Raw genomic sequence first — 23,570 nt, 5'->3', positions numbered from 1 at the left:
CGTGCGCGGCGATGTCTGAGTGAACGCTGCGTAACGAAGAGTTGTCCTTGAGGTCGGCCCCCACAGGCCGTACATCGTCACCATGCGTTACACAGCACTCTCGCCGGATCCTGAGGATGCGCCCGCCCAGCAGTTACCCTCCGAGCAAAATCTGCAGGCCTTGCATAACCGCGAAGTCAAACTGCTGCGCGAAACGATCAATCAACTGTTGATCATGGCCAAGATGCAGTTGCAGGAAAAGGATAAATCCGACGCCTTTGGCCTGTTGATCATGCAGTTGCGCGAAGCCAATCAAAATCTCGTGCTGGCGACGTTTGGCGCGCAGGATATGCAAGCGTCCGCCGAAGCGACAACCTTGCGCCAGACGGAATTCCTGGCCATGCTCGCGCATGAGTTGCGCAATCCCTTGCAGCCGCTGGCGATGGCCAATGACTTGCTGGCCAAGAAGGTCGACCTCGATCCCCAACTGGTGGATGTGCATGGTGTGATCGGCCGTCAGGTGGGGCATATGGCGCGCCTGATCGACGACTTGCTCGACGCTTCGCGCGTCAGCAGCGGAAAGATCAACTTGCAGCTGGCGCCCATCCTGCTGAGCGACATCCTCGCCAGTGCCGTGGAAGTTGGCCAGGTCAGCATCAGCCAACGTCAGCAAGTGCTGAGCGTGAACCTGCCGAAGGAAGCGCTGGTGATCGAAGGGGATCTGGTGCGCCTGACGCAAGTGTTTGCCAACTTGCTCATCAATGCCAGCAAATTTACGCACGAGTTTGGCCACATCGACATCGTCGTCAGGCGCCACGATGATTTGGTGGAAATTGCCGTCAGCGACGATGGCGCCGGCATTGCCCTCGATATCCAGCCCTTCATCTTCGACCTGTTTACCCAGGGTTTCCGTTCGCTGGAACGGGCGCAGGGCGGCTTGGGCATCGGCCTGTCGCTGGTGCGCATCATTACCCAGTTGCATGGCGGCACCGTGGATGTCTTCAGCGCAGGGGTCGGCTTTGGCAGCCAGTTTGTCTTGCAGTTGCCCTTGTCGTCGCTGGCGCCGCCATCGCAGGGCATGCAGGCGGTACCTGCGGCGTGCGCACTGCCACGCCGCATATTGCTGATCGAGGATAATGCCGATGCGGCGGAAATGCTGGCGCTGCTGCTGACGCAGGACGGCCACCATGTGGACGTGCGCAATGACGGCCCCAGCGGCTTGCGCGCCGCGCTCGATGCACCCTACGATGTGATCGTGTGCGATATCGGCTTGCCGGGCATGGATGGCTATCAGCTCATCAGTTCGGCCCGTGCCGCCCTGGTGGCACCGCTGCCGTGCTTTGTCGCCGCCTCGGGGTACAGCCAGCTCGGCGAGTTCGACCGCGCTGGGCAGGCAGGGTTTGACCACTACCTGGTAAAGCCCATCAATATCGACGCCTTGTCGAGAATAATCATGGCAACGGTTCCGCGCTGATGGACGAGGAAATCCTGATGCTTTTGTTTAACATGGTCCATGCACCGAAAACCGCAGAGAAAAGATCCGATTATGGCCACAGTCCATGAACAGCGGCAGCGCATGATTGAGCATGCGCTGTTACGCGACCCAGGTGCAGTGGTAGTCGTCAGTATTCGCCTGTGGGATCAGCTGGCCACTGAATTGATTCAGATCATTGGTGAGCGGGGTGTGGCGTTGATGTATGCCCGCAGCCTGCGCCAGAGTCAGAAACAGTTCAGCTGGTTGACGCCCCATCCGCCGCAAGCACTGGCAGCTGCCATGACCGCCTTGCGCGCCAGCTTGCAGGGACAGGCGGACATCGTCGCCTGTACTGCAAGCACGGCGATGTTGATGCACTTCATCAACACCCTTATTTTATTAATTGGCGAACTCTTAACGAATAGCATCCTCCTGAAGGCCTGGGGTGATGGCGTTGTGAATAATGCTGGAACGGAGCCGAACGAATGAACAAAGTCACCATCCACCGCCTGGCCACTGGCGTGCCGGGGTTGGACGAACTGCTGGGAGGCGGAATACCCGAGTTTTCTTTCAACCTGGTGGCGGGCACGCCCGGCAGCGGCAAGACGACGCTGGCCCACCAGATCATGTTTTCCCTCGCCACGCCCGAGCGCAAGGCGCTGTTTTTCACGGTGCTGGGCGAACCACCGCTGAAGATGCTGCGCTATCAGCAGCAATTTCCCTTCTTCGATGTGGAAAAGATCAACCAGTCGATCAAGTTCGTCAATCTGTCGGCTGACTTGCTGGAAGGCGATTTTAACCGCGTGCTGACGCGCATCGCCGAAGAGGTGGAAGCGTTCTCGCCCAGCCTCGTCTTCGTCGATTCCTTCCGCTCCGTGGTGCAGTCAGCCAAGGCCATGGAGACGGGCGCTGCCGGCCTGCAGAATTTTGTGCAGCAACTGGGCGCGCAAATGACCAGCTGGCTGGCCACGACCTTCCTGATCGGCGAATACCTGGCGCCCGAGGCCGAATCGAGCGCCGTGTTTACCGTCGCCGACGGCATTTTATGGCTGTCGCAAATGGTGCACCGCGATGCCATGGTGCGCAAGATCCAGGTGGTCAAGATGCGCGGTCAGTCACAAAGCCTGGGCGTGCACACCTTCCGCATCAATGACGATGGGGTGGAAATTTTTTCCCGCGCCGTGCTGAAGGCCAGCGGCATGGAAGAAGTCAGTATTTCCGCCAACGAGCGCCTGTCGATGGGCGTGCCGGACCTCGACCAGATGATGGGCGGCGGCTTGCCGGCCGGCTATTCGCTGCTGTTGGTGGGGCCATCGGGTTCCGGCAAGACCGTGCTGGCCACGCAATTCCTGACGGAAGGCGTGCGCTGCGGCGAACCCGGCGTGATCGCCGCCTTCGAGAAAAGCCCGAACCAGCTGCTCAGCCATCAGCTCAATACGCTCGTCAGTTCCGGCCAGATCGGCGTGATCAACACGCGCACCCTGGATTTGTCGCTGGATGAAATCCTGCATGACCTGGTGGGCATGATCACGCGCATGAAGGCCAAGCGCGTGGTCATCGATTCCCTGTCCGGCTTTGAAATGGCGCTGGCCTCCATGTTCCGCGAGGATTTCCGCGAATCGCTGTACCGCCTGGTGGCGGCCTTGACGGACATGGGCGTGTCCGTGCTGATGACGGCCGAGCTGGAAGACCAGTACACCATGCTGCGCTTCAGTTCCTACGGCAACGCCTTCCTGGCCGATGCCATCGTCATGCAGCGTTACATCGAGCTCGAAGGCCAGTTCAAGCGCGTGGTCTCGGTGGTGAAGGTGCGCGGCAGCGGTCACAGCAAGGATATCCGCTTCTACGATATCGATGCCGATGGCTTGAAGATCGGTAGCACCCTCAGCCAGTACCAGGGCATCCTGTCTGGCGAGCCTTACCGTGCCTAGGCGATGAGGCGTATGATGGAAGTGCGGCCATACCGACGGTGATGGCTGTACGCAGAGGGCAGGGATGATGCGTCTTCTGTGTTTCCGAGCTGATCAAGAGGAGATGTGATGGACAAACCTGAATTCATCCTGGCCGCGAAAGCCATGGAAGCGTTGGAAATGTATCAGACCTTCTACGGCCATGCGCAGCAATACCAGGCGCACCAGCAGGAAGTCTTGAAACTGCTGCGCCACAAGGGCGACTCGCTGCTGGTGTCGGAACATGGCCCGGCGAAGTTCTTGCTGGCCTTTGCCGATGCGCTGGAAGCGGCCAGCTTGCCGGGCGAGTATGTGCCGCTCAGCCGCAGGTAGGGCGAGCCTGTGCTGGCAGGGGCGTCGGCAGGCGATGTCGTTTTCTGCCGGTCCGCCCTAGCCGCCGTTCGCTCCCTCGTTCAGCGACACCCTGGGCAGGCGCACGGTAAACACCGTGCCGCATTCCAGGCTCGACCCGGCGCCGATGGTGCCGCCGTGCGCGCTGGCGATTTCACGCGCGATAAACAGACCCAAGCCGATACTGGTGGCGTTGGGTGCCTTGTGATCGTCGGAAATGGCCAGTTGTACCAGGGGATCGAATATGCTCTTCAGCGCGGCCTCCGGGATCTGGCGGCCAAAATTCTTTACCTGTACCACTGCCGTATCGGCATCGCCGCAAGCTGTGATGGTCACCGGTTGGTCGTCGGTGCGATATTGCGCAGCATTATTGAGCAAATTGGAAAACAGCTGGGCCAAGCGGGCCGCATCGAAGTCACCGATCATCTCGCCGGTGGTGCTCAGTTCAAACTTGCATTTCGGGTGAGCGGCAGAGGCATCCTCGACGGCCGTCTTGCAGATTTCCCCCAGGTCGCCCAAGGTGGGCGAAACGGGCATGCGTCCCCCCAACTGCGTCCTGGCGAATTCCAGCAGATCGTTCACCATGGTTGTCATGGCGGCCGCGCTGCGGGCAACCCGTGCACCGATCTCCACCGTGGAAGAAGCGCTCGCGCTCGGCCGGTTGAGCAAAGCGCCTGCCATCGTCATGGTGGTCAGCGGGCTGCGCAGATCGTGGCTGAGAATGGCGAGAAAGGTATTGCGGGTGCGATCGCTCTGCTGCGAATAGCGTATGGCTGATTCCTGCAGCGCCTGGTCGATCGCTTCATTGAAGCGCAGGATGTCTTCTGTTGCCGTTTTCGACGCTACCGACACCTGTGCCATCCACAGGCGCAGAACGCTGGCACGCATGGCGCGAAATTCCGCCGTCAGCTGCGGCATCGTGAAGCCAATCTGCTGGCGCAGGGAACCATGCGTCGCGGCTGCGGTTTCCTTGCCCGCTATTTCCGACACGCCCGTGGTCGATTTCTTCTTTCGCTGTGCCGCGTCCTCGATGACGTCCATGTCGCGCACGATGGTTTCCAGCATCTGTTTTGCATGATCGCGTAATTCTGCTTTCGAGATGGCGGTTCCAGGAATGGGTAGCGATCTGGCGAAGAGTTCCCACTCTTCCAGGATCTGCTCCAGATGGCCGATAATAAAGCGCGATAGTTTCACGATAGACCAATGCGTTGATGGAAAAGGAGTCAGTGTACGCCGTTGACGCGATGGATGGGGCTATTGCGCCCCTGCTTCGCGTGTCATCTACGTATTGCCCGGAATCTTGCGGGGCCGGGCGAAGTCGGCAATGCAAGGTAATGCAATCGCATTGCCATGCATGTATTCCTATTTTTGACCGGAGAGCATCATGGCCGCGATCCACGACATCGAATCTACGCCGACCGACCGTTACCAGACCACTGTGCCGGAAACCGTGCGTCGCGCCTTGCGGTTGGGCAAGCGGGACAAGATCCACTACTCCGTTCGCCCGCATGGCGAAGTGGTCATGACGCGCGCCGACGCTTCCGCAGGCAATGACACGGTGCTGGGGCAGTTCCTGGCCTTCCTGGCACGCGATCTCACCAGCCGTCCGGAGCGCCTGCTGGCCGTGGCTAAGGCCTCGGCACGAAGGTGCTGATCAGCGTGGAACAGCAAACGGCGTTGCGCCGCGAACAGCGCCCGGCGATTTTTGCCTTGGGCCTGCTGCTGTGTTTGCTGATGCGCATACCTGTCTTCAATTTATTGTTGCCAGCCTTGCTGTGCACCAGCGTTTGTCATTTGCAGCGCCGCGGCTGGCGCGCAACAGGGGCAGCAATCAAAGTGGAGTGAACAAGGAGTGAACATGAATCAACACGCAAGACGCGCCACCCTGGAGCGCGCGATTGAAATCGCCGCAGTTACCCATGCCGGCCAGACGGACAAGGGTGGCGCGCCGTACCTACTTCACCCCTTGCGCGTGATGCTGCGCGTCGCCCCCGGCGTCCAGCAGATCGTTGCCGTGCTGCATGATGTGGTGGAAGACAGCGACGGAAAAGTCGCCTTCGCCGACCTGGCGCGCGAAGGGTTTTCCCAGGAAGTCATCGACGGCGTGCGCGCCGTGACCAGGATTGAAGGCGAGTCGTACGAGGCTTTCATCGCCCGCGCGGCGCTGGATCCGGTTGGCAAGGCTGTCAAGCTGGCTGATCTGGCCGAGAATAGCGATTTGTCGAGGATAGGGGCGCCGACGCAGAAGGATCTGGCGCGGGTGGAAAAGTATCGGAGGGCGATTAAGCGATTACTATCGCAGCAATGATTCTGGAATGTCGGGATCGTATCCGAATGCATTTGGACACGACCTGAGCGGCTGATGTTGTTGTTAGGAAAAACCGCCTGCGGCGCAAAAGCTAGCCAGACGAATCGGAGAGGGTTGCGCTTGCAAGCGCAACCCGGTTTTGCGGCGCCGAGCTGCGCTCGCCGAAGCCCCGCAAAACCGCCGCGCCCGTACCGGACGCGGATGCGCTGCCTGCGTTCTGCATGCATGGAATAAATAAAAAGGGCCTCCCCGCCAAAACGGGGAAGCCCTTTTATTTATTCAGTGGTGGAGACGGCGGGAATCGAACCCGCGTCCGCAAGCACTCTACAGACAGTTCTACATACTTAGCACTATCATTTAATTTAACTCAGCCAGCACGGATGTGCACGTTATGGGCAAGCGAGTTACCTATTATTTAGTCGGACGCTAAGTAACCCAGCATCAGACGAGTCCCTGTAAATGACTCTAGAGCTTTTGACGGCCCACCCCAGGGACGAGGTGTTCTAGAGCTAACAGCAATTAAGCTGCCAGTGCGTACGAGTTATCGTTTGCAGTTAAGTTTTTTCAGGTTGTATTTACGAGGTAGCCCGCCCTCGGTATGCCCTGCGCTGCTTTGCAACCCACGTCGAAACCAGGTCGTCCCCACAGAACCTTCATTGTAGCGCAATCTTCACACTCTTGCATGATGCATTCGCGCCATCGGCGTAAGGGGTCTGACCCGTCGGGTCAGACCCCAGCTTTCCGCAGCGGAAAGTGAAGTGCATCAAGCCGCCAGTTGCCGCGCCTGTGCCGCCTTCACCACCGCGCTGACCAGCTCCAGCAGGGTCAGTGGCGTGTCCAGCAAATGGTCGGCATTCCAGTGTTGCGGCTCGACGGGGCCGCAGTAGCCCCAGGCGCAGGCGACCGTGCGCATGCCGGCGGCGCGGCCGGCCTGGATGTCGCGCAGGTCGTCGCCCACGTACCAGCATTCCTCTGGCTGCAATGCCAGGCGGCGCGCCGCTTCCAGCAAGGGGGCGGGGTGCGGTTTCGGGTGCGCCATGGTGTCGCCCGAGATCACGCAGCCGGCCGCGCCCAGGCCGATCTGGCCCACCAGCGGGTCGGTGAAGCGGGCGGCCTTGTTGGTGACCACACCCCAGGCCAGGCCCAGGGCGGTCAAGCCGTCGAGCAGGGCGGGGATGCCGTCGAATAAATGGCTTTGCACGGCCAGGGCCGCTTCGTAATTGTTCAGGAAGCCGTCTTTCAGGGCTTCGTAGCCGCTTTCGCCTGGGCCGATGCCATACGACGCGACTATCATGCCGCGCGCGCCGGCCGAGGCCGTGGGGCGCAGGATGTCATACGGGGTCGGCGCCAGGCCGGCGCGCGCGCGCAGCAGATTGATGGCCGCTGCCAGGTCGGGCGCGGTGTCGGCCAGGGTGCCGTCGAGGTCGAACAGGATGGCGCGCGGGGCTGGCAGATGGTCTGTGATCATGGCGGGCAAAGTGTGTCAAGTAGGAACGAAAAATGGCGGCCGTAGCCGCCTTTATTGTGCGTGATGGTTACAGTGGACGGGTGCAGGCCACCAGATAATTGACGCTGGTATCGCTATTAAGTGAGTAAATCTTGGTCAGCGGATTGTAGCCCATGCCGCGCATGCTGTTGATGTCCAGGCCGGCGCTGCGCGCATATTGCGACAGTTCGGCCGGGGTGATGAATTTGTCATAGTCGTGCGTGCCTTTCGGCAGCAAACGCAGCAGGTATTCGGCACCCAGGATGGCGAACAGATACGCTTTCGGGTTGCGGTTCAGGGTCGACAGGAAGATGTGGCCGCCCGGCTTGACCAGGGTGGCGCAGGCCTTGACGATGGCGGCGGGGTCCGGCACGTGCTCGAGCATTTCCATGCAGGTTACGACGTCGTACTGGCCCGGCTCTTCCTCGGCCATGGCTTCGGCGGCGATCAGCTTGTAGCGTACCTTGGCGCCCGATTCCAGGCTGTGCAGGTCGGCCACTTTCAGGGCTTTGTCGGACAGGTCGATGCCCGTCACGTCGGCACCCTTGCGGGCCATCGATTCGGCCAGGATGCCGCCGCCGCAGCCGATGTCGATCACGCGCTTGCCGGCCAGCGGCACTTTCGCGTTGATCCATTCCAGACGCAGGGGGTTAATTTCGTGCAAGGGACGAAACTCGGAAGTGGGGTCCCACCAGCGGTGGGCCAGCTCACTGAATTTTTGGATTTCGAGAGGGTCGGCGTTCATAGGTCGAATAATAGCGGCAATTTTACAATCGGGCAGCCACGGACGAAAAAAACCCCGCCTTGGCGGGGTTTTTCATGCTGTCCTTGACTTGCGCGATGACTTGCGGCAAGTCCAGGGGCTCAGCTATTACTTGTTGCGGGTACCAACAACTTCGATTTCCACGCGACGGTTTTTCGCACGGCCTTCGGCAGTTTTGTTATCAGCAACAGGTTGTTTCTCGCCTTTGCCTTCGGTGTACACGCGGTTGCTTTCAACGCCTTTGGTGACCAGGTAGGCTTTGACAGCATCAGCACGACGTACCGACAGTTTTTGGTTGTAAGCATCGGTGCCGACGGAGTCGGTGTGACCCACAGCGATGATGACTTCCAGATTGATGCCGCCCAGTTGTGCGGTCAGCTCGTCCAGCTTGGCTTTGCCTTCTGGCTTCAGCGTAGCTTTGTCGAAATCGAAGAATGCATCAGCAGCGAAGCTGACTTTTTCCGAGGTAGGAGCAACGACGACTGGTACTGGTACGACAACGGCTGGTGCCGGTGCTGGTACGACTGGCGCTGGTGGAGCGACGCATTTGCCGTCTTGCAGGGTTTCTGGCTCGACGCACAGTGGCACGTCGCAACCTGGCACCGCGTCAGCAGGTGTCCAGTAGCCGGTGCGCCAGCACAGACCGAATGGATCGCGCACGATCACGCCGCGGGCATCTTGCACGTAAGCGCTTTTTGGGCTTGGTGCTTTGATGTCAGTGGTAACTGGCGCGAATGGTGGAGAGGTTGGGGTTTGGGCCGAAGCCGAGCCAGCAATCACTGCGGATGCAGCGAAAAACAGCGTTACAAATTTATTCATTCTTTTTTCCTTTCGGGGGGTGATATCCGCAGAACAACACTGCGCTACTGGTGCTACGTGCCAAGATTTTATCATGTAGACCATATGCGCTCGTTTCAGATTGCGAAACTAGCAATTAACTTCCCAGTCATTTTGCCACACGCATCAGGGGTGCACGACCGTGGTTAAATCAAAGCTTGCCCGATTTTAGACCGCACGTTGTTTTTGCGCAACGAAAATGCCCATTTGTAACGCATCTGTAACAATTGATCGCTTTTTTTTGCCACGTTGAAGGGCAATCGTCTTGAACTGGTATGGCCATTGTGCATTATCGACAAGCCGGCGTGCACGGCGCCGGTGCAAACTGTCAATATTGTCGGCATGGCCAATTTGTACAGGTAGCTGGGCGCGCATGCTAAAATCGTGCGCTTGACTGTTAAGAGTGTCGAGCAAATGCCACGACGGCACGACATGGCCAGGACCTACCCCTGCGGTACGCGTACTGGTCGTGCCGCCAGTTCGCCGATTTGCTCGGGCACTCTGCGACATGGAAGCCGGGCCGCGCCAGCAGCGCGCGGTGCGGCGTCCACGACGACAGCCGCCTAGGATATGCAGTATTGCGTCATACATTGCGTAACAGATAAGTTAACCACAGCCTGAGATCAGTCGAACCGCCAATGGATCAATTCGCAAAAGAAACAATTCCTATTTCCCTCGAAGAAGAGATGCGCAAGAGCTACCTCGATTACGCCATGAGCGTGATCGTCGGTCGCGCCTTGCCCGATGCGCGTGATGGCTTGAAGCCAGTGCACCGCCGCGTCTTGTTCGCGATGCATGAAATGAATAACGTGTGGAACCGCCCTTACGTCAAGTGCGCCCGCGTGGTCGGCGAAACCATGGGTAAATACCATCCCCACGGCGATGCCTCGATCTACGACACACTGGTGCGTATGGCGCAAGATTTTTCGCTGCGCTACATGCTCGTCGATGGCCAGGGCAACTTCGGTTCCGTCGACGGCGATGGCGCTGCGGCGATGCGTTACACCGAGTGCCGCCTGGACAAGATCGCCGGCGAACTGCTGGCCGATATCGACAAGGACACCGTCGACTTCCAGCCCAACTACGATGGCAAGGAAAAGGAGCCGACGGTCTTGCCGACGCGTATCCCGAACCTGCTGATCAATGGCTCGTCCGGTATCGCCGTCGGCATGGCGACGAACATTCCGCCACACAACATCACCGAAGTGATCGACGGCGCGCTGTACGTGCTGCGCAACCCCGAGTGCACGATCGATGAATTGATCGAGATCATTCCCGCCCCCGATTTCCCTACCGCCGGCATCATCTATGGCGTGTCGGGCGTGCGCGACGGCTACCGTACGGGCCGCGGCCGCGTGGTGATGCGCGCCAAGACCCACTTCGAAGAATACGGCAAGGATGGCGGCCGCATCGCCATCATCGTCGACGAGCTGCCATTCCAGGTCAACAAGAAATCCTTGCTGGAACGCATCGCCGAGAACGTGCGCGACAAGAAGCTCGACGGCATTTCCGACATCCGCGACGAATCCGACAAGTCGGGCATGCGCGTGGTGATCGAGCTGAAACGGGGCGAAGTACCGGAAGTGGTGCTGAACAACCTGTACAAGCAGACCCAGTTGCAAGATACCTTCGGCATGAACATGGTGGCCCTGGTCGATGGCCAGCCGAAGCTGCTGAACCTCAAGCAGATGCTGCAATGCTTCCTGTCGCACCGCCGCGAAGTGGTCACGCGCCGTACCGTGTTCGAACTGCGCAAGGCGCGCGAACGGGGCCACGTGCTCGAAGGCCTGGCTGTCGCGCTGGCCAATATCGATGACTTCATCGCCATCATCAAGGCCGCGCCGACGCCGCCGATCGCCAAGGTCGAGCTGATGGCCAAGGCCTGGGATTCGTCCGTGGTGCGCGAAATGCTGGCCCGCACGGGCGACGGCACGACGCCAGGCGGCATCGATGCCTACCGTCCGGAAAACCTGCCGAAACACTACGGCATGCAAACGGATGGCCTGTACAAGCTGTCGGACGACCAGGCGCAGGAAATCTTGCAGATGCGTTTGCAACGCCTGACCGGCCTGGAGCAGGACAAGATCGTCAACGAGTACAAGGACGTGATGGAACATATCGCCGACTTGCTCGACATCCTGGCCAAGCCGGAACGCGTCACCGTCATCATTACCGATGAAATGACGGTGGCGAAGAACGAATACGGCGCCGGCAACAAGGACGTGCGCCGCTCGCAGATCGAGCTCAATGCGACCGACCTGGAAACGGAAGACCTGATCACGCCGCAAGACATGGTCGTGACCCTGTCGCACACCGGTTACATGAAGGCGCAGCCGATTTCCGAATACCGCGCGCAGAAACGCGGCGGACGGGGCAAGCAGGCCATGGCGACCAAAGAGGAAGACTGGATCGACCAGCTGTTCATCGCCAACACGCACGACTACATCCTGTGCTTCTCGGATCGTGGTCGCATGTACTGGCTGAAAGTGTGGGAAGTGCCGCAAGGCTCGCGCAATTCGCGCGGCAAGCCGATCGTCAACATGTTCCCGCTGCAGGACAACGAAAAGATCACCGTGATCCTGCCGTTGTCGGGCGAGAACCGCACGTTCCCGGAAGACCATTACGTGTTCATGTCGACCAGCCTCGGTACCGTGAAAAAGACGCCGCTGAAGGACTTCAGCAATCCACGCAAGGCCGGCATCATCGCGGTCGACCTGGACGACGGCGACTTCCTGATCGGCGCCGCGCTGACCGATGGCCAGCACGACGTGATGCTGTTCTCCGATTCGGGCAAGGCAGTGCGCTTCGATGAAAACGATGTGCGTCCGATGGGCCGCACGGCGCGCGGCGTGCGCGGCATGAACCTGGAAGAAGGCCAGCACGTGATCGCCCTGCTGGTGGCCGAGAACGAGCAACAGTCGGTGCTGACGGCAACCGAAAACGGTTATGGCAAGCGTACGCCGATCACCGAGTACACGCGCCATGGCCGTGGCACGAAAGGCATGATCGCCATCCAGACCAGCGAGCGCAACGGTAAAGTGGTTGCCGCGACCCTGGTCGACACCACCGATGAAATCATGCTGATCACCACCGGTGGCGTGCTGATCCGTACCCGCGTGTCGGAAATCCGCGAGATGGGCCGCGCGACGCAGGGCGTGACCCTGATCGCCGTGGAAGATGGCACCAAGCTGTCCGGCCTGCAGCGCGTGGTGGAAACGGATATCGACGAAGTCGAGCTGACGACGGAGGCGGGCCTGGAGGCCGCAGCTGCGCCGGCAGCGGCTGAACCAGCCGATCCTGTTGATCCTGTTGATCCGGCCCAGCCCGAGTAAGATGATTGGGGCTCTTTCGGGAGCCCCAATTGCTGTTGGCGCGCCATTCGCAGCGCCAGCCTGCGTACCCCCAGGTAGTTCCCCTCTTTTGTAAAGTCCCGCATGCCATGAGAAAAATCGTCGCCACCTTCTTCGCCGCGTTTTCGCTGGCCTTCCTTGCGACCCTGCCGGCCCTGGCCCAGAGTGCGCAAGCCACGTCCGCCCGCCAGGTGGCGCCCAGCCCCGCCATGAAAGTGGCCGTGCGGCGCATGCTCGACGCGATGCAGTTCCCGCAGCTCACGCGCAGCATCTTCGACCAGATGCTGCAATCGGTGCCGGCCATGATTCGCCAGTCGGCGCAGCAGCAAATCAGCAGCAACCCGAAGCTGGATGAGCAGCGCAAGGCGCGCGCGATGGCCAGCGCCGAGGAAGAAATCCCTGTTGCCATCGCCACCCTGACGCAGGTGCTGGCCGACCCGACCCTGATCGATGAGCTGAGCGCCGAAATGGTTTCCCTGTACGCGCGCTTTTACACGGTGCCGGAAGTCGAGCAGCTGACGGCCTTCTACAAGACGCCGCTGGGACGCAAGATGCTGGCCAGCATGTCGCAACTGTCGGCCGAATCGATGGCCATCAGCCAGCGCGTGGTAATTCCGCGCGTGAATGCCGTGCTTGAGCAGGTCATGCGGGCGGCCACGCAGCCGCCCCAATAACGCCATTTTTCCAAGGACCGTATCGTGACCCATCAAGCCTTAAGCCCTATCTATAATTTCTCCGCCGGCCCCGCCGTCCTGCCCAAGGAAGTACTGGCGCAAGCGGCCGCGGAAATGCAGGACTGGCATGGCAGTGGCATGTCGGTGATGGAAATGAGCCACCGTGGTCCTGAATTCATGTCCATCTACCAGCAGGCCGTGGCCGACCTGCGCGAACTGCTGGCCGTGCCCGAGAACTACAAGATCCTGTTCCTGCAGGGCGGTGGCCTGGGCGAGAACGCCATCATCCCGATGAACCTGGTGGGCCTGGCTGCGCAGCAGCCGGCCACCATCGACTTCGTGCACACGGGTTCGTGGTCGGGCAAGTCGATCCAGGAAGCGGCCAAGTATGCCAACGTGAACGTGGCCGCGTCGTCCAAGGCCGCCCGTTTCACGGGCGTGCCGCCGGTCTCCGAGTGGAAGCTGACGCCGGGCGCCGCCTACCTGCACATCTGCACCAACGAAACCATCGACGGCGTGGAATTCCAGCAGGCGCCGAATGTGCCGGCAGGCACCACCATCGTGGCCGACATGTCCTCGCACATTTTGTCGCGGGTCATTGACGTATCGCAATATGGCGTCATTTTTGGCGGTGCGCAGAAAAATATCGGCCCGGCCGGCCTGACGCTGGTCATCGTGCGCGAAGATTTGCTGGGCAAGGCCCTGACTATCTGCCCGTCCGCGTTCGACTGGAGCATCGTGGCCGAACATGAATCGATGTACAACACGCCGCCCACCTACGGCATCTATATTGCCGGCCTGGTTTTCCAGTGGCTCAAACGCCAAGGTGGCGTGGCAGCCATGGAACAGCGTAATATTGACAAAGCGGCGCTGCTGTACGCGGCGCTCGATGCGGACGACTTCTACCAGAATCGGGTTGACCCGGAATACCGCTCGCGCATGACCATCCCGTTCTATCTGCGCGACGAAAGTCTGAACGACGCATTCCTGGCCGGCGCCAAGCAGCGCGGCCTGCTGCAACTGAAGGGCCACAAGTCCGTCGGCGGCATGCGTGCATCGATTTATAACGCGATGCCGATCGAGGGCGTGCAAGCCCTGGTCAACTATTTGAACGAGTTTGCCGGACGCTGAGTCGCATAGACGACCGCGCCGGCCCGCCGCCGGCGCAGGCCGCGCGGCCATGATTGAAGTACAGCTGACGAAACACACCAACCATGACCGATAAATTGAAACCGCTGCGCGAACAGATCGATGCGATCGACGCGCAAATCCTCGAGCTGCTGAACCGCCGCGCGCAAATCGCCCAGCAAGTGGGCCACGTGAAGGCCGAAACACAGGCGCCCGTGTTCCGCCCCGAGCGCGAAGCGCAGGTGCTGCGCGGCGTGGCCGAGCGCAATCCAGGTCCCATGGGCGACCGCGAAGTGCAGACCATCTTCCGCGAAATCATGTCGTCCTGCCGCTCGCTGGAAAAGCGCGTCACCGTGGCCTACCTGGGCCCGGCCGGCACCTTCAGCGAACAGGCCGTGTATCAGCAGTTCGGCAGCGCCGTCGAAGGCTTGCCGTGCGCGTCCATCGATGAAGTGTTCCGCTCCGCCGAAGCGGGAACGGCGGAATTCGGCGTGGTGCCGATCGAGAATTCCTCGGAAGGCGCCGTCAACCGCACGCTCGACATGATGCTGCAGACTAGCCTCATCATCAGCGGCGAGGTGGCCATTGCCGTGCACCACAGCCTGATGAGCAAAAGCGGCAACATGGATGGCGTCACCTCCATCTGCGCCCATTCGCAGGCGCTGGCGCAATGCCAGGTCTGGCTGAACCAGAACTACCCGCACATCGCGCGCCACGCCGTGGCCTCGAACGCCGAAGCGGCCCGCATGGCCGGCGAAGATGGCGCGGTGGCGGCAATCGCCAGTGAACTGGCGGGCGCGCAGTACAAGCTGGGCGTGGTCAAGGGGCATATCCAGGACGATCCGCACAACCGCACGCGCTTTGCCGTCGTTGGCACCTTGCAGACCGCACCGTCGGGCATGGACCAGACCTCGCTGGTGCTGGCCGTGCCGAACAAGGCGGGCGCCGTGTACCAGTTGCTGGCGCCGCTGGCGAAACACGGCGTGTCGATGACGCGCTTCGAGTCGCGCCCGGCGCGCATGGGCAGCTGGGAGTATTATTTCTATGTCGATGTGGAAGGTCATGTGCACGACGCGGCCGTCGCCCAGGCGCTGGCCGAACTGCAGAGCAATGCGGCGTTTTTCAAGGTACTGGGGTCGTATCCGGTCAGCCTGTGAAGTTATAGCTATTCTAACAATTACCCACTTTTTTAAAGAGCACCATGTCTAAAAATATCGGTCCAGAATACGTCCGCGCCATCGCCCCTTACCAGAGCGGCAAGCCGATCGCGGAAGTCGCGCGCGAATTCGGCCTCGACGAGGCAGCCATCGTCAAGCTGGCGTCGAATGAAAACCCGTACGGCATGCCGGAATCGGCGAAGCAGGCGATGATCGCCGCCATCGATGACCTGGGCCGCTACCCGGACGCCAACGGCTTTGACTTGAAAGCCGTGCTGTCCAAACGCTACGACGTGCCGGCCGACTGGATCACCCTGGGCAACGGCAGCAACGACATCCTGGAAATCGCCGCGCACGCGTTTGTGCAGCATGGCCAATCCGTGGTGTACTCGCAGTATTCGTTTGCCGTGTACGCGCTGGCCACGCAAGGCCTGGGCGCACGCCACATCGTCGTGCCGGCGCAAGCCTATGGCCATGACCTGGACGCCATGGCGGCGGCGATTGCCGACGACACGCGTTTGGTCTTCATCGCCAACCCGAACAACCCGACCGGCACCTTCCTGACTGCCGCGCAGCTTGAAGCGTTCCTGCAGAAGGTGCCGCAGCACGTGGTGGTGGTGCTGGACGAAGCCTATAACGAATTTCTGTCGGCCGACGACCAGTACGAGTCGACGGCGTGGGTGCGCCAGTATCCGAACCTGGTGGTCTCGCGCACCCTGTCGAAGGCCTATGGCCTGGCCGGTCTGCGCATCGGTTTCGCCATCGCCCAGCCGGCGCTGACAGACCTGATGAACCGCATCCGCCAGCCATTCAACGTCAATTCGCTGGCGCAGGCGGCGGCGATTGCCGCCCTGAACGACAAGGCATTCCTCGAGCAAAGCGCGCGCAACAACGCGGCCGGCTATCAGCAGTTCATCGAAGCGTTCACGCAACTGGGCCTGGAATTCGTGCCGTCGCACGGCAATTTCGTGCTGGTGAAAGTGGGTGACGATGATGGCGCCGGCGCCAGAGTCAACCTGGCGCTGCTGCAACAGGGCGTGATCGTGCGCCCCGTCGGCAGCTATGGCTTGCCGCAATGGCTGCGCATTTCCATCGGCCTGCCGCAGGAAAACGCCATCTTCATCGCCGCGCTGACGAAAGCGCTGGCCTGACGATATGACGACGCCTGCACTGAAAAAAATCGTCATCTTCGGCGTAGGCCTGATCGGCGGCTCGTTTGCGCGCGCCTTGAAACACGCGGGTGCGGTCGGCACGGTGATTGGCATGGGTCGTTCATCGGCCTCGCTGTCGCGCGCGCGCGAACTGGGCATCATCGACGAGATCGGCGGCGACCTGTCTGATGCCTTGCTTGGCGCCGACCTGGTGCTGCTGGCCGCGCCCGTGGCGCAGACGGGCGCCATTCTGGCATCCATCGCGCCGCATTTGCAGCCTGGTACCATTGTCACCGACGCGGGCAGCACGAAAAGCGACGTGGTGGCGGCCGCGCGCTCGGTTCTCGGTGGCAAGTTGGGGCAATTCGTGCCCGGCCACCCGATCGCGGGACGCGAGACGAATGGCCCCGATGCGGCCATCATCGATCTGTATCAAGGCAAGAAAGTGGTGCTTACGCCGCTGGCGGAAAATAGTGCCGTCGATGTGGAACGGGTGGCGGCTGCGTGGCGCGCCTGCGGCGCCATCGTGCACACCTTGACGCCCGAAGAACATGACAAGGTGTTTGCCGCCGTCAGCCATCTGCCGCATTTGCTGGCCTTTGCGCTGGTCGACGACATCGCCAGGAAACCGCACGCGGGCCTGCTGTTTCAATATGCGGCCAGCGGCTTTCGCGACTTTACGCGCATCGCCGGCTCATCGCCGGAAATGTGGCGCGACATCAGCCTGGCCAACCAGCCGGCGCTGCTGCAGGAACTGGACGCTTACCTGGCGCAGTTGACGACCTTGCGCGCCCACCTGGCGGCCAACGACGGCGCCGCCATCGAGGGCGTGTACGCGAACGCCCAGCACGCGCGCCAGCAATGGAACGAGGCGATTGAAACGGCGGAAATACCAGCCGCGCCCGCACAATAAATACTCAAGGATTCCAGCATGACCCAGACCAAGCACTACCCCCACCATATCGATTTGACGCCGGTGATGCACGCCGAAGGCACGGTGCGTTTGCCCGGCTCGAAAAGCATTTCCAACCGCGTGCTGCTGCTGGCTGCGCTGGCCAGGGGCACGACGAAAATCATCGACTTGCTCGCCTCCGACGACACCTTCGTCATGCTCACGGCATTGACCTCGCTGGGCGTCAAATGGACGCAGGATGAATTGACGGGCGACCCGGCCACGGCCCACCAGGTGCACCACGTGGAAGGCTGCGGCGGCGTCTTCCCGCATCACGAGGCGGACCTGTTCATGGGCAACGCCGGCACGGCGATCCGCCCGCTGACGGCGGCGCTGGCCGTCATCGGCGGCGACTACACCTTGCACGGTGTGTCGCGCATGCACGAGCGCCCCATCGGCGACCTGGTCGACGCGCTGAACGCCGTCGGCACGCAGATAGAATACACGGGCGAGCAGGGCTTCCCGCCACTGCGCATCCGCCGCGGCCACATACATGCGCAGCGCATCGCCGTGCGGGGCAACGTGTCGAGCCAGTTCCTGACGGCCCTGCTGATGGTGGCACCGCTGATGGCGCGCGAGCATGCGGTGACCATCGCCGTCACGGGCGAGCTGATCTCGAAGCCCTACAGCGAGATCACCTTGAACCTGATGCGCCGTTTCGGCGTGACGGTCGAGCAGGACGGCTGGCAGTCGTTTACCGTGCAGCCGGGCCAGCAGTATCAAAGCCCGGGCACCATCCACGTCGAAGGCGACGCCTCGTCGGCCTCGTATTTCCTGGCGGCCGGCGCCATCGGCGGCGGTCCCGTGCGCGTCGAGGGCGTGGGACGCGACAGCATCCAGGGCGATGTGCGCTTCGTCGAAGCCTTGCAGCAGATGGGCGCGACCATCACCATGGGCGAAAACTGGATCGAGGCCCGTTCAAATGGCGTCTTGAAGGCCGTCGACATGGATTTCAACCACATTCCCGATGCGGCCATGACGATCGCCGTGGCCGCCCTGTACGCGGATGGCACTTCGACCTTGCGCAATATCGCCAGCTGGCGCGTGAAGGAGACGGACCGCCTGGCTGCCATGGCGACGGAATTGCGCAAGCTGGGCGCGGAAGTGGAAGAGGGCGCCGATTACCTGCGCGTGACGCCGCCGGCGCACATTCAGGCTGCCACCATCGACACGTACGACGACCACCGCATGGCCATGTGCTTCTCGCTGGCCTCGCTCGATGGCGCCGCGCGCCGCGGCAACGCCATGCGCATCAACGACCCGAAATGCGTGGCCAAGACCTTCCCCGAGTATTTCGCCGCGTTTGCGGGGATAGCCAAAGACACCCTGATTTAATTGATTGTTTAATACTATGTCGACCTCCAACATTCCAGTCATCGCCATCGACGGCCCCACCGCTTCCGGCAAAGGCACGGTGGCGCACCGCGTGGCCGACAAGCTGGGCTTTCATTACCTCGATTCGGGCGCGCTGTACCGGCTGACGGCGCTGACGGCGCTACGTCGCGGCACGGACTTGCGCGACGAGCACGCGCTGGCCAAGCTGGCCGAACACTTGCCCTGCCATTTTGCAGGCGGCGAGATCCTGCTGGCGCAGGAAAACGTCAGCGAGCAGATCCGTGCCGAAGAAGTGGGTAACACGGCGTCAAAGATTGCCGTACTGCCAACGGTGCGCCAGGCTCTGGTGGGCTTGCAGCTGGGTTTTCGCAAGACCCCCGGCCTGGTGGCCGACGGACGCGACATGGGCACGGTGATCTTTCCGCATGCCCAATTGAAGGTGTTCCTCACCGCCAGCGTCGAGGCGCGCGCGCAACGGCGCTACAAGCAATTGATAGACAAGGGTTTTTCTGCTAATATGGAAGACCTTCTGATGGATTTGCAGGCGCGGGACGAACGTGATACTCACCGTGCGATTGCGCCGCTGGTCCCCGCGGAAGGGGCGCATGTCCTCGATACCTCGGCCATGACGGCAGATGTTGCCGTTGAAACCGTGTTGAAATGGTATGCAGCTGCAGCAAAATAGCGTGTTGTTCTGCTATGTGGTGCCCGTTGACGGCTCCTGGCCTGTCCGGGTGTGTCAAAAACCTAACCCAGTTTAAGTCGCGTCGTGCGATCTCTGCTGGATAACCTGTGTGAACCCTATGTCTACTGTTACAACTAACGAATCTACCGGTATGGAAAGTTTTGCTGCGCTCTTCGAGGAATCGTTGTCGCGTCAAGATATGCGCTCCGGCGAAGTTATTTCCGCTGAAGTCGTGCGCCTCGACCACAATTTCGTGATCGTGAACGCTGGCCTCAAATCCGAAGCATTCATCCCTGTCGAAGAATTCAAGAACGACCACGGCGAACTGGAAGTCAAAGTTGGTGACTTCGTTTCCGTGGCGATCGAATCGCTGGAAAATGGTTTCGGCGATACCATCCTGTCGCGCGATAAAGCCAAGCGTCTGGCTTCGTGGCTGGCTCTGGAAAAAGCGATGGAATCGGGCGAAATCGTCGTCGGTACCGTCAATGGTAAAGTCAAAGGCGGTCTGACCGTGTTGACCAACGGCATCCGCGCATTCCTGCCGGGCTCGCTGGTTGATACCCGTCCTGTCAAAGACACCACCCCATTCGAAGGCAAAACCCTCGAATTCAAGGTCATCAAGCTGGATCGCAAGCGTAACAACGTGGTTCTGTCCCGCCGCGCCGTCATCGAAGCTTCGATGGGCGAAGAGCGTCAGAAACTGATGGAAACGCTGAAAGAAGGCACGGTCGTGACCGGCGTCGTCAAAAATATCACCGACTACGGCGCGTTCGTGGATCTGGGCGGTATCGATGGCTTGCTGCACATCACCGACCTGGCATGGCGCCGTGTACGTCACCCGTCGGAAGTTCTGACGGTTGGCCAGGAAATCACCGCCAAAGTCCTGAAATACGATCAAGAGAAAAACCGTGTTTCGCTGGGCGTGAAACAACTGGGCGACGATCCTTGGACCGGTCTGTCCCGTCGTTACCCACAAAGCACCCGTCTGTTCGGTAAAGTCACGAACCTCACCGACTACGGCGCGTTCGTTGAAGTGGAACAGGGTATCGAAGGTCTGGTACACGTTTCCGAAATGGACTGGACCAACAAAAACGTTGCTCCTAACAAAGTTGTCCAACTGGGCGACGAAGTAGAAGTCATGGTTCTGGAAATCGACGAAGAGCGTCGTCGTATCTCGCTGGGTATGAAACAGTGTAAAGCCAACCCTTGGGATGACTTTGGCGTGACCCACAAGAAGGGCGACAAAGTCCGCGGCGCGATCAAATCGATCACCGACTTCGGCGTGTTCATCGGCCTGGCCGGTAACATCGACGGTCTGGTGCACCTGTCCGACCTGTCCTGGACCGAAACCGGCGAAGAAGCCGTGCGTCGCTTCAAGAAAGGTGACGAACTGGAAGCCATCGTTCTGGCCATCGACGTTGAGCGCGAGCGCGTTTCCCTGGGCGTCAAGCAACTGGAAGGTGATCCATTCAACAACTTCGCAGCCATGAACGACAAAGGCTCGCTGGTCACCGGCACCGTTAAATCGGTTGAGCCTAAAGGCGCCGTGATCCAACTGTCCGAAGAAGTCGAAGGCTACCTGCGCGCTTCCGAAATCTCGCGCGACCGCGTTGAAGATGCTGGTACGCACCTGAAAGTCGGCGATACCGTCGAAGCAATGGTGTTGAACATCGACCGCAAAGCCCGTGGTATCCAACTGTCGATCAAAGCGAAAGACAACGTTGAAACCCAGGAAGCCATGCAGAAGATGGCAGCTACCGACAACAACGCAGCTTCGGGCACCACCAGCCTGGGCGCCTTGTTGAAAGCTAAGTTCGATAACAAGAACTAAGACTGCGGATACGGCAGATGACAAAGTCCGAGCTGATCAACCGCCTCGCTGAGCGTTATTCTCAGCTGGTGGCGAAAGATGCGGAGTATGCCGTCAAGACCATTCTCGATGCGATGACCAACGCCCTGGCGACCGGTCAGCGTATCGAGATCCGCGGTTTTGGCAGTTTTGCCCTGAACAGCAGGCCCCCGCGTATCGGCCGCAACCCGAAATCCGGCGACAAGGTGATGGTTCCTGAAAAACGGGTACCGCATTTCAAACCGGGCAAACAGTTGCGCGAGCGGGTGGACGCGATGGTCGGGCAACCGATCATCGAGGATTAATCGTCTGCTGGAAGGCGACACAAAGAGCGGCGTCCTTGGATGCCGCTTTTTTTTGTTAATATGCTGTAGAGCACTGCTCAAACCTACTGCGCCTCGCGCTTTGCGGCCGGCGATGCTCACCGTACTTCAGTACGGTTGCGCTTCTCGGCCACAAATCACTGCCGCTCGCTACGGTTTGATCAGCACCCTACGTTTGTGCCATGTCGGCACGGGCATTTTTTTGTTCACTCTGGACCTATCGATGAAAATCATCTCCACCATCGTTGGCTGTGTTCTTTTCGTCCTGTTCTTCAGTTTTGCACTGAAGAATGCGCAGGTTGTCGACCTGCATGTTTTCCTCAATTATGAAATTCGCGGCCCCCTGGTCCTGATGCTGCTGGGCTTTTTTGTCGCCGGCGCCAGCCTGGGCGTATTGGCCCTGACGCCGACCGTGTTCCGTCACCGCCGCGAAGCGAGCAAGCAAAAAACCACCATTGCCGCGTTGCAAATCGTTGGCGTGGCCAGCAATATCCAGCCGCAACCGGACAGCGTAAGCGCGCAGTAATCGGCGCCATCGCTCCTATCTCTCTTACTCGAATAAAAACAATCGCATGGATTTTGAACTCTGGTGGCTCTTGGGTATCCCGGTGTTTTTCGCGCTGGGCTGGATTGCCGCGCGTGTTGACATTCATCAACTGGTGTCCGAATCGCGCAGCCTGCCGCGCAATTACTTCAAGGGCTTGAATTTCCTGCTCAATGAGCAGCATGACAAGGCCATCGATGCCTTCATCGAAGTCGTCAAGCTGGACCCGGAATCGGCCGATATGCACTTTGCGCTGGGCAACCTGTTCCGCCGCCGCGGCGAGACGGAGCGCGCCATCCGCGTGCACCAGAATTTGCTGGCGCGCCCGGACCTGCCGCTGGAACAGCAAGGTCATGCCGCCTATGAGCTGGGCATGGATTATCTGAAGGCGGGCTTGCTGGACCGCGCCGAAGAAACCTTCAATAGCCTGATCGACACGCAATATGCGGCCCAGGCGCGCCGCGCGCTGCTGGAAATCTACCAGCGCGAAAAGGAATGGCCACGCGCCATCGAAGCGGCCGTGGGCTTGCAGGAATCGGGCGCCGGAGCGCGCCAGAAGGAAATCGCCCAGTTCTATTGCGAGCTGGCACATGACGCGCTGGTACACATGAGGCCGGACGACGCCATGCCGCTGCTGGAAAAAGCCCTGCAGACGGACCGCAAGAGCGTGCGCGCCACCATCCTGACGGGCGACGTGCTGCTGGCGCGCGGCGACGTGGAAGGCGCGCTGACTACCTGGCGCCGCGTGGAGCAGCAAAGCGTTCCGCACGTGGCCCTGGTGGCACAGCGCCTGATGGATGGTTACACCAAGGTGGGCCGCGCGCAGGAAGGCGTCAACCTGCTGCGTTCCTACCTGGAAGAGGCGTCGTCGATCGACCTGATCGAAGTGGTCTTCAAGGCGGTCATCGAGCTCGACGGCGTGGAAGCAGCGAAGCAGCTGGTCAGCGCCGAGCTGCGCCGCACGCCGACCTTGCTGGGCCTGGATAAACTGCTCGAGGCGCGCATGATGGATGCCCCTGCCGCCATCTGGTCCGAGCTGTCGATGGTGAAAAACCTCGTGCACGGCTATACGCAAAAGCTGGCCCGCTACCAGTGCAGCCACTGTGGCTTCAAGGCACGCCAATTCTACTGGCACTGCCCTGGTTGCAACCGCTGGGAAACGTATCCACCGCGGCGCACCGAAGAACTCAATGTCATGAACTGATTCGTACACGCCACCTTGCCCTGAGCAATGTGGCGTGTACTTCTATGTAAGACCTGCTTTTTATCCATACG

The 23,570-nt window shown here is 60.5% G+C and carries 24 protein-coding genes and 1 other RNA gene; 19 read left to right on the top strand and 6 right to left on the bottom strand.

The features are described from left to right. Positions 1-82 precede the first annotated feature (82 nt). The 4 genes from CSZ94_RS11500 to CSZ94_RS11485 all read left to right on the top strand — a co-directional run bounded on the left by CSZ94_RS11500 (position 83) and on the right by CSZ94_RS11485 (position 3,735). Complete coding sequence (locus tag CSZ94_RS11500) at positions 83-1,453, top strand: hybrid sensor histidine kinase/response regulator (RefSeq protein WP_102121627.1); 1,371 nt, start codon at positions 83-85, stop codon at positions 1,451-1,453. A 72-nt stretch (positions 1,454-1,525) separates the two neighbouring features. After that, the gene (locus CSZ94_RS11495; protein ID WP_102121626.1) at positions 1,526-1,942 is read left to right on the top strand and encodes a hypothetical protein; all 417 of its coding nucleotides are present in this window, start codon (positions 1,526-1,528) and stop codon (positions 1,940-1,942) included. Further along, a complete protein-coding gene (locus CSZ94_RS11490; RefSeq protein ID WP_102121625.1) occupies positions 1,939-3,384 on the top strand; it encodes an ATPase domain-containing protein in 1,446 nt (481 codons plus the stop codon). Before CSZ94_RS11495 ends, CSZ94_RS11490 begins: the two co-directional genes overlap by 4 nt. Before the next feature lie 108 nt (positions 3,385-3,492). After that, a complete protein-coding gene (locus tag CSZ94_RS11485) occupies positions 3,493-3,735 on the top strand; it encodes a hypothetical protein (protein ID WP_102121624.1) in 243 nt (80 codons plus the stop codon). 57 nt (positions 3,736-3,792) lie between these two features. On the opposite strand, the gene CSZ94_RS11480 is transcribed toward CSZ94_RS11485, so the two are convergent. Continuing rightward, positions 3,793-4,947 carry a sensor histidine kinase gene (locus CSZ94_RS11480; RefSeq protein ID WP_102121623.1) on the bottom strand — a complete coding sequence of 385 codons (1,155 nt, stop codon included), beginning with the start codon at positions 4,945-4,947 and terminating at the stop codon, positions 3,793-3,795. Between the two features lie 190 nt (positions 4,948-5,137). Between CSZ94_RS11480 and CSZ94_RS11475 the strand changes: the two genes are divergently transcribed. From CSZ94_RS11475 to CSZ94_RS11465, 3 genes are read left to right on the top strand one after another with little or no spacing between them, the layout of a single operon-like run. Continuing rightward, positions 5,138-5,407, top strand: coding sequence for a type II toxin-antitoxin system PrlF family antitoxin (locus tag CSZ94_RS11475; RefSeq protein ID WP_102121622.1), 270 nt, complete (start codon positions 5,138-5,140; stop codon positions 5,405-5,407). Then, positions 5,401-5,598 (top strand): hypothetical protein, encoded by a 198-nt coding sequence (locus CSZ94_RS11470; protein ID WP_102121621.1) that lies wholly within the window; start codon positions 5,401-5,403, stop codon positions 5,596-5,598. Before CSZ94_RS11475 ends, CSZ94_RS11470 begins: the two co-directional genes overlap by 7 nt. 13 nt (positions 5,599-5,611) lie before the next feature. Beyond that, positions 5,612-6,061, top strand: coding sequence for an HD domain-containing protein (locus CSZ94_RS11465; RefSeq protein ID WP_102121620.1), 450 nt, complete (start codon positions 5,612-5,614; stop codon positions 6,059-6,061). Between the two features lie 283 nt (positions 6,062-6,344). On the opposite strand, the gene ssrA is transcribed toward CSZ94_RS11465, so the two are convergent. From ssrA to CSZ94_RS27600, 5 genes are all read right to left on the bottom strand, one after another. Continuing rightward, positions 6,345-6,705, bottom strand: a transfer-messenger RNA (tmRNA) gene (gene ssrA / locus CSZ94_RS11460). Between the two features lie 119 nt (positions 6,706-6,824). Beyond that, positions 6,825-7,529: an HAD family hydrolase gene (locus CSZ94_RS11455; protein WP_102121619.1), complete on the bottom strand. Its 705-nt coding sequence runs from the start codon at positions 7,527-7,529 to the stop codon at positions 6,825-6,827. Between the two features lie 67 nt (positions 7,530-7,596). Beyond that, entirely contained in the window at positions 7,597-8,292 is a 696-nt protein-coding gene (gene ubiG / locus CSZ94_RS11450) for a bifunctional 2-polyprenyl-6-hydroxyphenol methylase/3-demethylubiquinol 3-O-methyltransferase UbiG (protein WP_102121618.1), read from the bottom strand. Between the two features lie 126 nt (positions 8,293-8,418). Next, a complete protein-coding gene (gene ompA / locus CSZ94_RS11445; protein WP_102121617.1) occupies positions 8,419-9,129 on the bottom strand; it encodes an outer membrane protein OmpA in 711 nt (236 codons plus the stop codon). Between the two features lie 186 nt (positions 9,130-9,315). After that, positions 9,316-9,522: a hypothetical protein gene (locus tag CSZ94_RS27600; protein ID WP_146009787.1), complete on the bottom strand. Its 207-nt coding sequence runs from the start codon at positions 9,520-9,522 to the stop codon at positions 9,316-9,318. Positions 9,523-9,785: 263 nt separating this feature from the next. On the opposite strand from CSZ94_RS27600, the gene gyrA reads away from it, so the two are divergent. The 12 genes from gyrA to lapB all read left to right on the top strand — a co-directional run bounded on the left by gyrA (position 9,786) and on the right by lapB (position 23,499). Then, positions 9,786-12,479, top strand: coding sequence for a DNA gyrase subunit A (gene gyrA / locus CSZ94_RS11440; protein WP_102121616.1), 2,694 nt, complete (start codon positions 9,786-9,788; stop codon positions 12,477-12,479). 107 nt (positions 12,480-12,586) lie between these two features. Beyond that, positions 12,587-13,171 carry a DUF2059 domain-containing protein gene (locus CSZ94_RS11435; protein ID WP_102121615.1) on the top strand — a complete coding sequence of 195 codons (585 nt, stop codon included), beginning with the start codon at positions 12,587-12,589 and terminating at the stop codon, positions 13,169-13,171. Positions 13,172-13,195: 24 nt separating this feature from the next. Beyond that, the gene (gene serC, locus CSZ94_RS11430) at positions 13,196-14,302 is read left to right on the top strand and encodes a 3-phosphoserine/phosphohydroxythreonine transaminase (protein ID WP_258000932.1); all 1,107 of its coding nucleotides are present in this window, start codon (positions 13,196-13,198) and stop codon (positions 14,300-14,302) included. A gap of 83 nt (positions 14,303-14,385) precedes the next feature. Next, complete coding sequence (gene pheA, locus CSZ94_RS11425; protein ID WP_102121614.1) at positions 14,386-15,456, top strand: prephenate dehydratase; 1,071 nt, start codon at positions 14,386-14,388, stop codon at positions 15,454-15,456. A gap of 44 nt (positions 15,457-15,500) precedes the next feature. Next, positions 15,501-16,607, top strand: a complete 1,107-nt coding sequence (hisC, locus tag CSZ94_RS11420) for a histidinol-phosphate transaminase (protein ID WP_102121613.1) — start codon at positions 15,501-15,503, stop codon at positions 16,605-16,607. A 4-nt stretch (positions 16,608-16,611) separates the two neighbouring features. Next, complete coding sequence (locus CSZ94_RS11415) at positions 16,612-17,520, top strand: prephenate dehydrogenase (RefSeq protein WP_180977436.1); 909 nt, start codon at positions 16,612-16,614, stop codon at positions 17,518-17,520. An 18-nt stretch (positions 17,521-17,538) separates the two neighbouring features. Next, on the top strand, positions 17,539-18,894 hold the full coding sequence (gene aroA / locus CSZ94_RS11410; RefSeq protein WP_102121612.1) for a 3-phosphoshikimate 1-carboxyvinyltransferase: 1,356 nt from the start codon (positions 17,539-17,541) through the stop codon (positions 18,892-18,894). Between the two features lie 16 nt (positions 18,895-18,910). Beyond that, the gene (gene cmk / locus CSZ94_RS11405; protein ID WP_102121611.1) at positions 18,911-19,579 is read left to right on the top strand and encodes a (d)CMP kinase; all 669 of its coding nucleotides are present in this window, start codon (positions 18,911-18,913) and stop codon (positions 19,577-19,579) included. A 118-nt stretch (positions 19,580-19,697) separates the two neighbouring features. After that, on the top strand, positions 19,698-21,410 hold the full coding sequence (gene rpsA / locus CSZ94_RS11400; protein ID WP_071650172.1) for a 30S ribosomal protein S1: 1,713 nt from the start codon (positions 19,698-19,700) through the stop codon (positions 21,408-21,410). Between the two features lie 17 nt (positions 21,411-21,427). Beyond that, positions 21,428-21,733: an integration host factor subunit beta gene (locus CSZ94_RS11395; protein ID WP_008446215.1), complete on the top strand. Its 306-nt coding sequence runs from the start codon at positions 21,428-21,430 to the stop codon at positions 21,731-21,733. 241 nt (positions 21,734-21,974) lie between these two features. Next, positions 21,975-22,277, top strand: coding sequence for a LapA family protein (locus CSZ94_RS11390; protein WP_102121610.1), 303 nt, complete (start codon positions 21,975-21,977; stop codon positions 22,275-22,277). 46 nt (positions 22,278-22,323) lie between these two features. Beyond that, positions 22,324-23,499 carry a lipopolysaccharide assembly protein LapB gene (gene lapB, locus CSZ94_RS11385; RefSeq protein ID WP_102121609.1) on the top strand — a complete coding sequence of 392 codons (1,176 nt, stop codon included), beginning with the start codon at positions 22,324-22,326 and terminating at the stop codon, positions 23,497-23,499. The last annotated feature ends 71 nt before the right edge of the window (positions 23,500-23,570 follow it).

The organism is Janthinobacterium sp. ROICE36, assembly GCF_002869965.1.
GTDB lineage: Bacteria > Pseudomonadota > Gammaproteobacteria > Burkholderiales > Burkholderiaceae_D > Janthinobacterium.
Note: the sequence above shows the minus strand (reverse complement) of the source record. Positions and strands in the feature narration are given on the sequence as shown.

Bases quoted from the DNA above. Each gene is read 5' to 3' on its own strand.
- CSZ94_RS11455 (WP_102121619.1), bottom strand. From the start codon at position 7,529: ATGATCACAGACCATCTGCCAGCCCCGCGCGCCATCCTGTTCGACCTC.
- lapB (WP_102121609.1), top strand. From the start codon at position 22,324: ATGGATTTTGAACTCTGGTGGCTCTTGGGTATCCCGGTGTTTTTCGCG.
- CSZ94_RS11435 (WP_102121615.1), top strand. From the start codon at position 12,587: ATGAGAAAAATCGTCGCCACCTTCTTCGCCGCGTTTTCGCTGGCCTTC.
- cmk (WP_102121611.1), top strand. From the start codon at position 18,911: ATGTCGACCTCCAACATTCCAGTCATCGCCATCGACGGCCCCACCGCT.
- CSZ94_RS11485 (WP_102121624.1), top strand. From the start codon at position 3,493: ATGGACAAACCTGAATTCATCCTGGCCGCGAAAGCCATGGAAGCGTTG.
- CSZ94_RS11500 (WP_102121627.1), top strand. From the start codon at position 83: ATGCGTTACACAGCACTCTCGCCGGATCCTGAGGATGCGCCCGCCCAG.
- ompA (WP_102121617.1), bottom strand. From the start codon at position 9,129: ATGAATAAATTTGTAACGCTGTTTTTCGCTGCATCCGCAGTGATTGCT.
- CSZ94_RS11475 (WP_102121622.1), top strand. From the start codon at position 5,138: ATGGCCGCGATCCACGACATCGAATCTACGCCGACCGACCGTTACCAG.
- CSZ94_RS11495 (WP_102121626.1), top strand. From the start codon at position 1,526: ATGGCCACAGTCCATGAACAGCGGCAGCGCATGATTGAGCATGCGCTG.
- CSZ94_RS11390 (WP_102121610.1), top strand. From the start codon at position 21,975: ATGAAAATCATCTCCACCATCGTTGGCTGTGTTCTTTTCGTCCTGTTC.
- gyrA (WP_102121616.1), top strand. From the start codon at position 9,786: ATGGATCAATTCGCAAAAGAAACAATTCCTATTTCCCTCGAAGAAGAG.
- rpsA (WP_071650172.1), top strand. From the start codon at position 19,698: ATGTCTACTGTTACAACTAACGAATCTACCGGTATGGAAAGTTTTGCT.
- pheA (WP_102121614.1), top strand. From the start codon at position 14,386: ATGACCGATAAATTGAAACCGCTGCGCGAACAGATCGATGCGATCGAC.
- CSZ94_RS27600 (WP_146009787.1), bottom strand. From the start codon at position 9,522: ATGCGCGCCCAGCTACCTGTACAAATTGGCCATGCCGACAATATTGAC.
- CSZ94_RS11465 (WP_102121620.1), top strand. From the start codon at position 5,612: ATGAATCAACACGCAAGACGCGCCACCCTGGAGCGCGCGATTGAAATC.
- aroA (WP_102121612.1), top strand. From the start codon at position 17,539: ATGACCCAGACCAAGCACTACCCCCACCATATCGATTTGACGCCGGTG.
- ubiG (WP_102121618.1), bottom strand. From the start codon at position 8,292: ATGAACGCCGACCCTCTCGAAATCCAAAAATTCAGTGAGCTGGCCCAC.
- CSZ94_RS11415 (WP_180977436.1), top strand. From the start codon at position 16,612: ATGACGACGCCTGCACTGAAAAAAATCGTCATCTTCGGCGTAGGCCTG.
- CSZ94_RS11490 (WP_102121625.1), top strand. From the start codon at position 1,939: ATGAACAAAGTCACCATCCACCGCCTGGCCACTGGCGTGCCGGGGTTG.
- CSZ94_RS11395 (WP_008446215.1), top strand. From the start codon at position 21,428: ATGACAAAGTCCGAGCTGATCAACCGCCTCGCTGAGCGTTATTCTCAG.
- hisC (WP_102121613.1), top strand. From the start codon at position 15,501: ATGTCTAAAAATATCGGTCCAGAATACGTCCGCGCCATCGCCCCTTAC.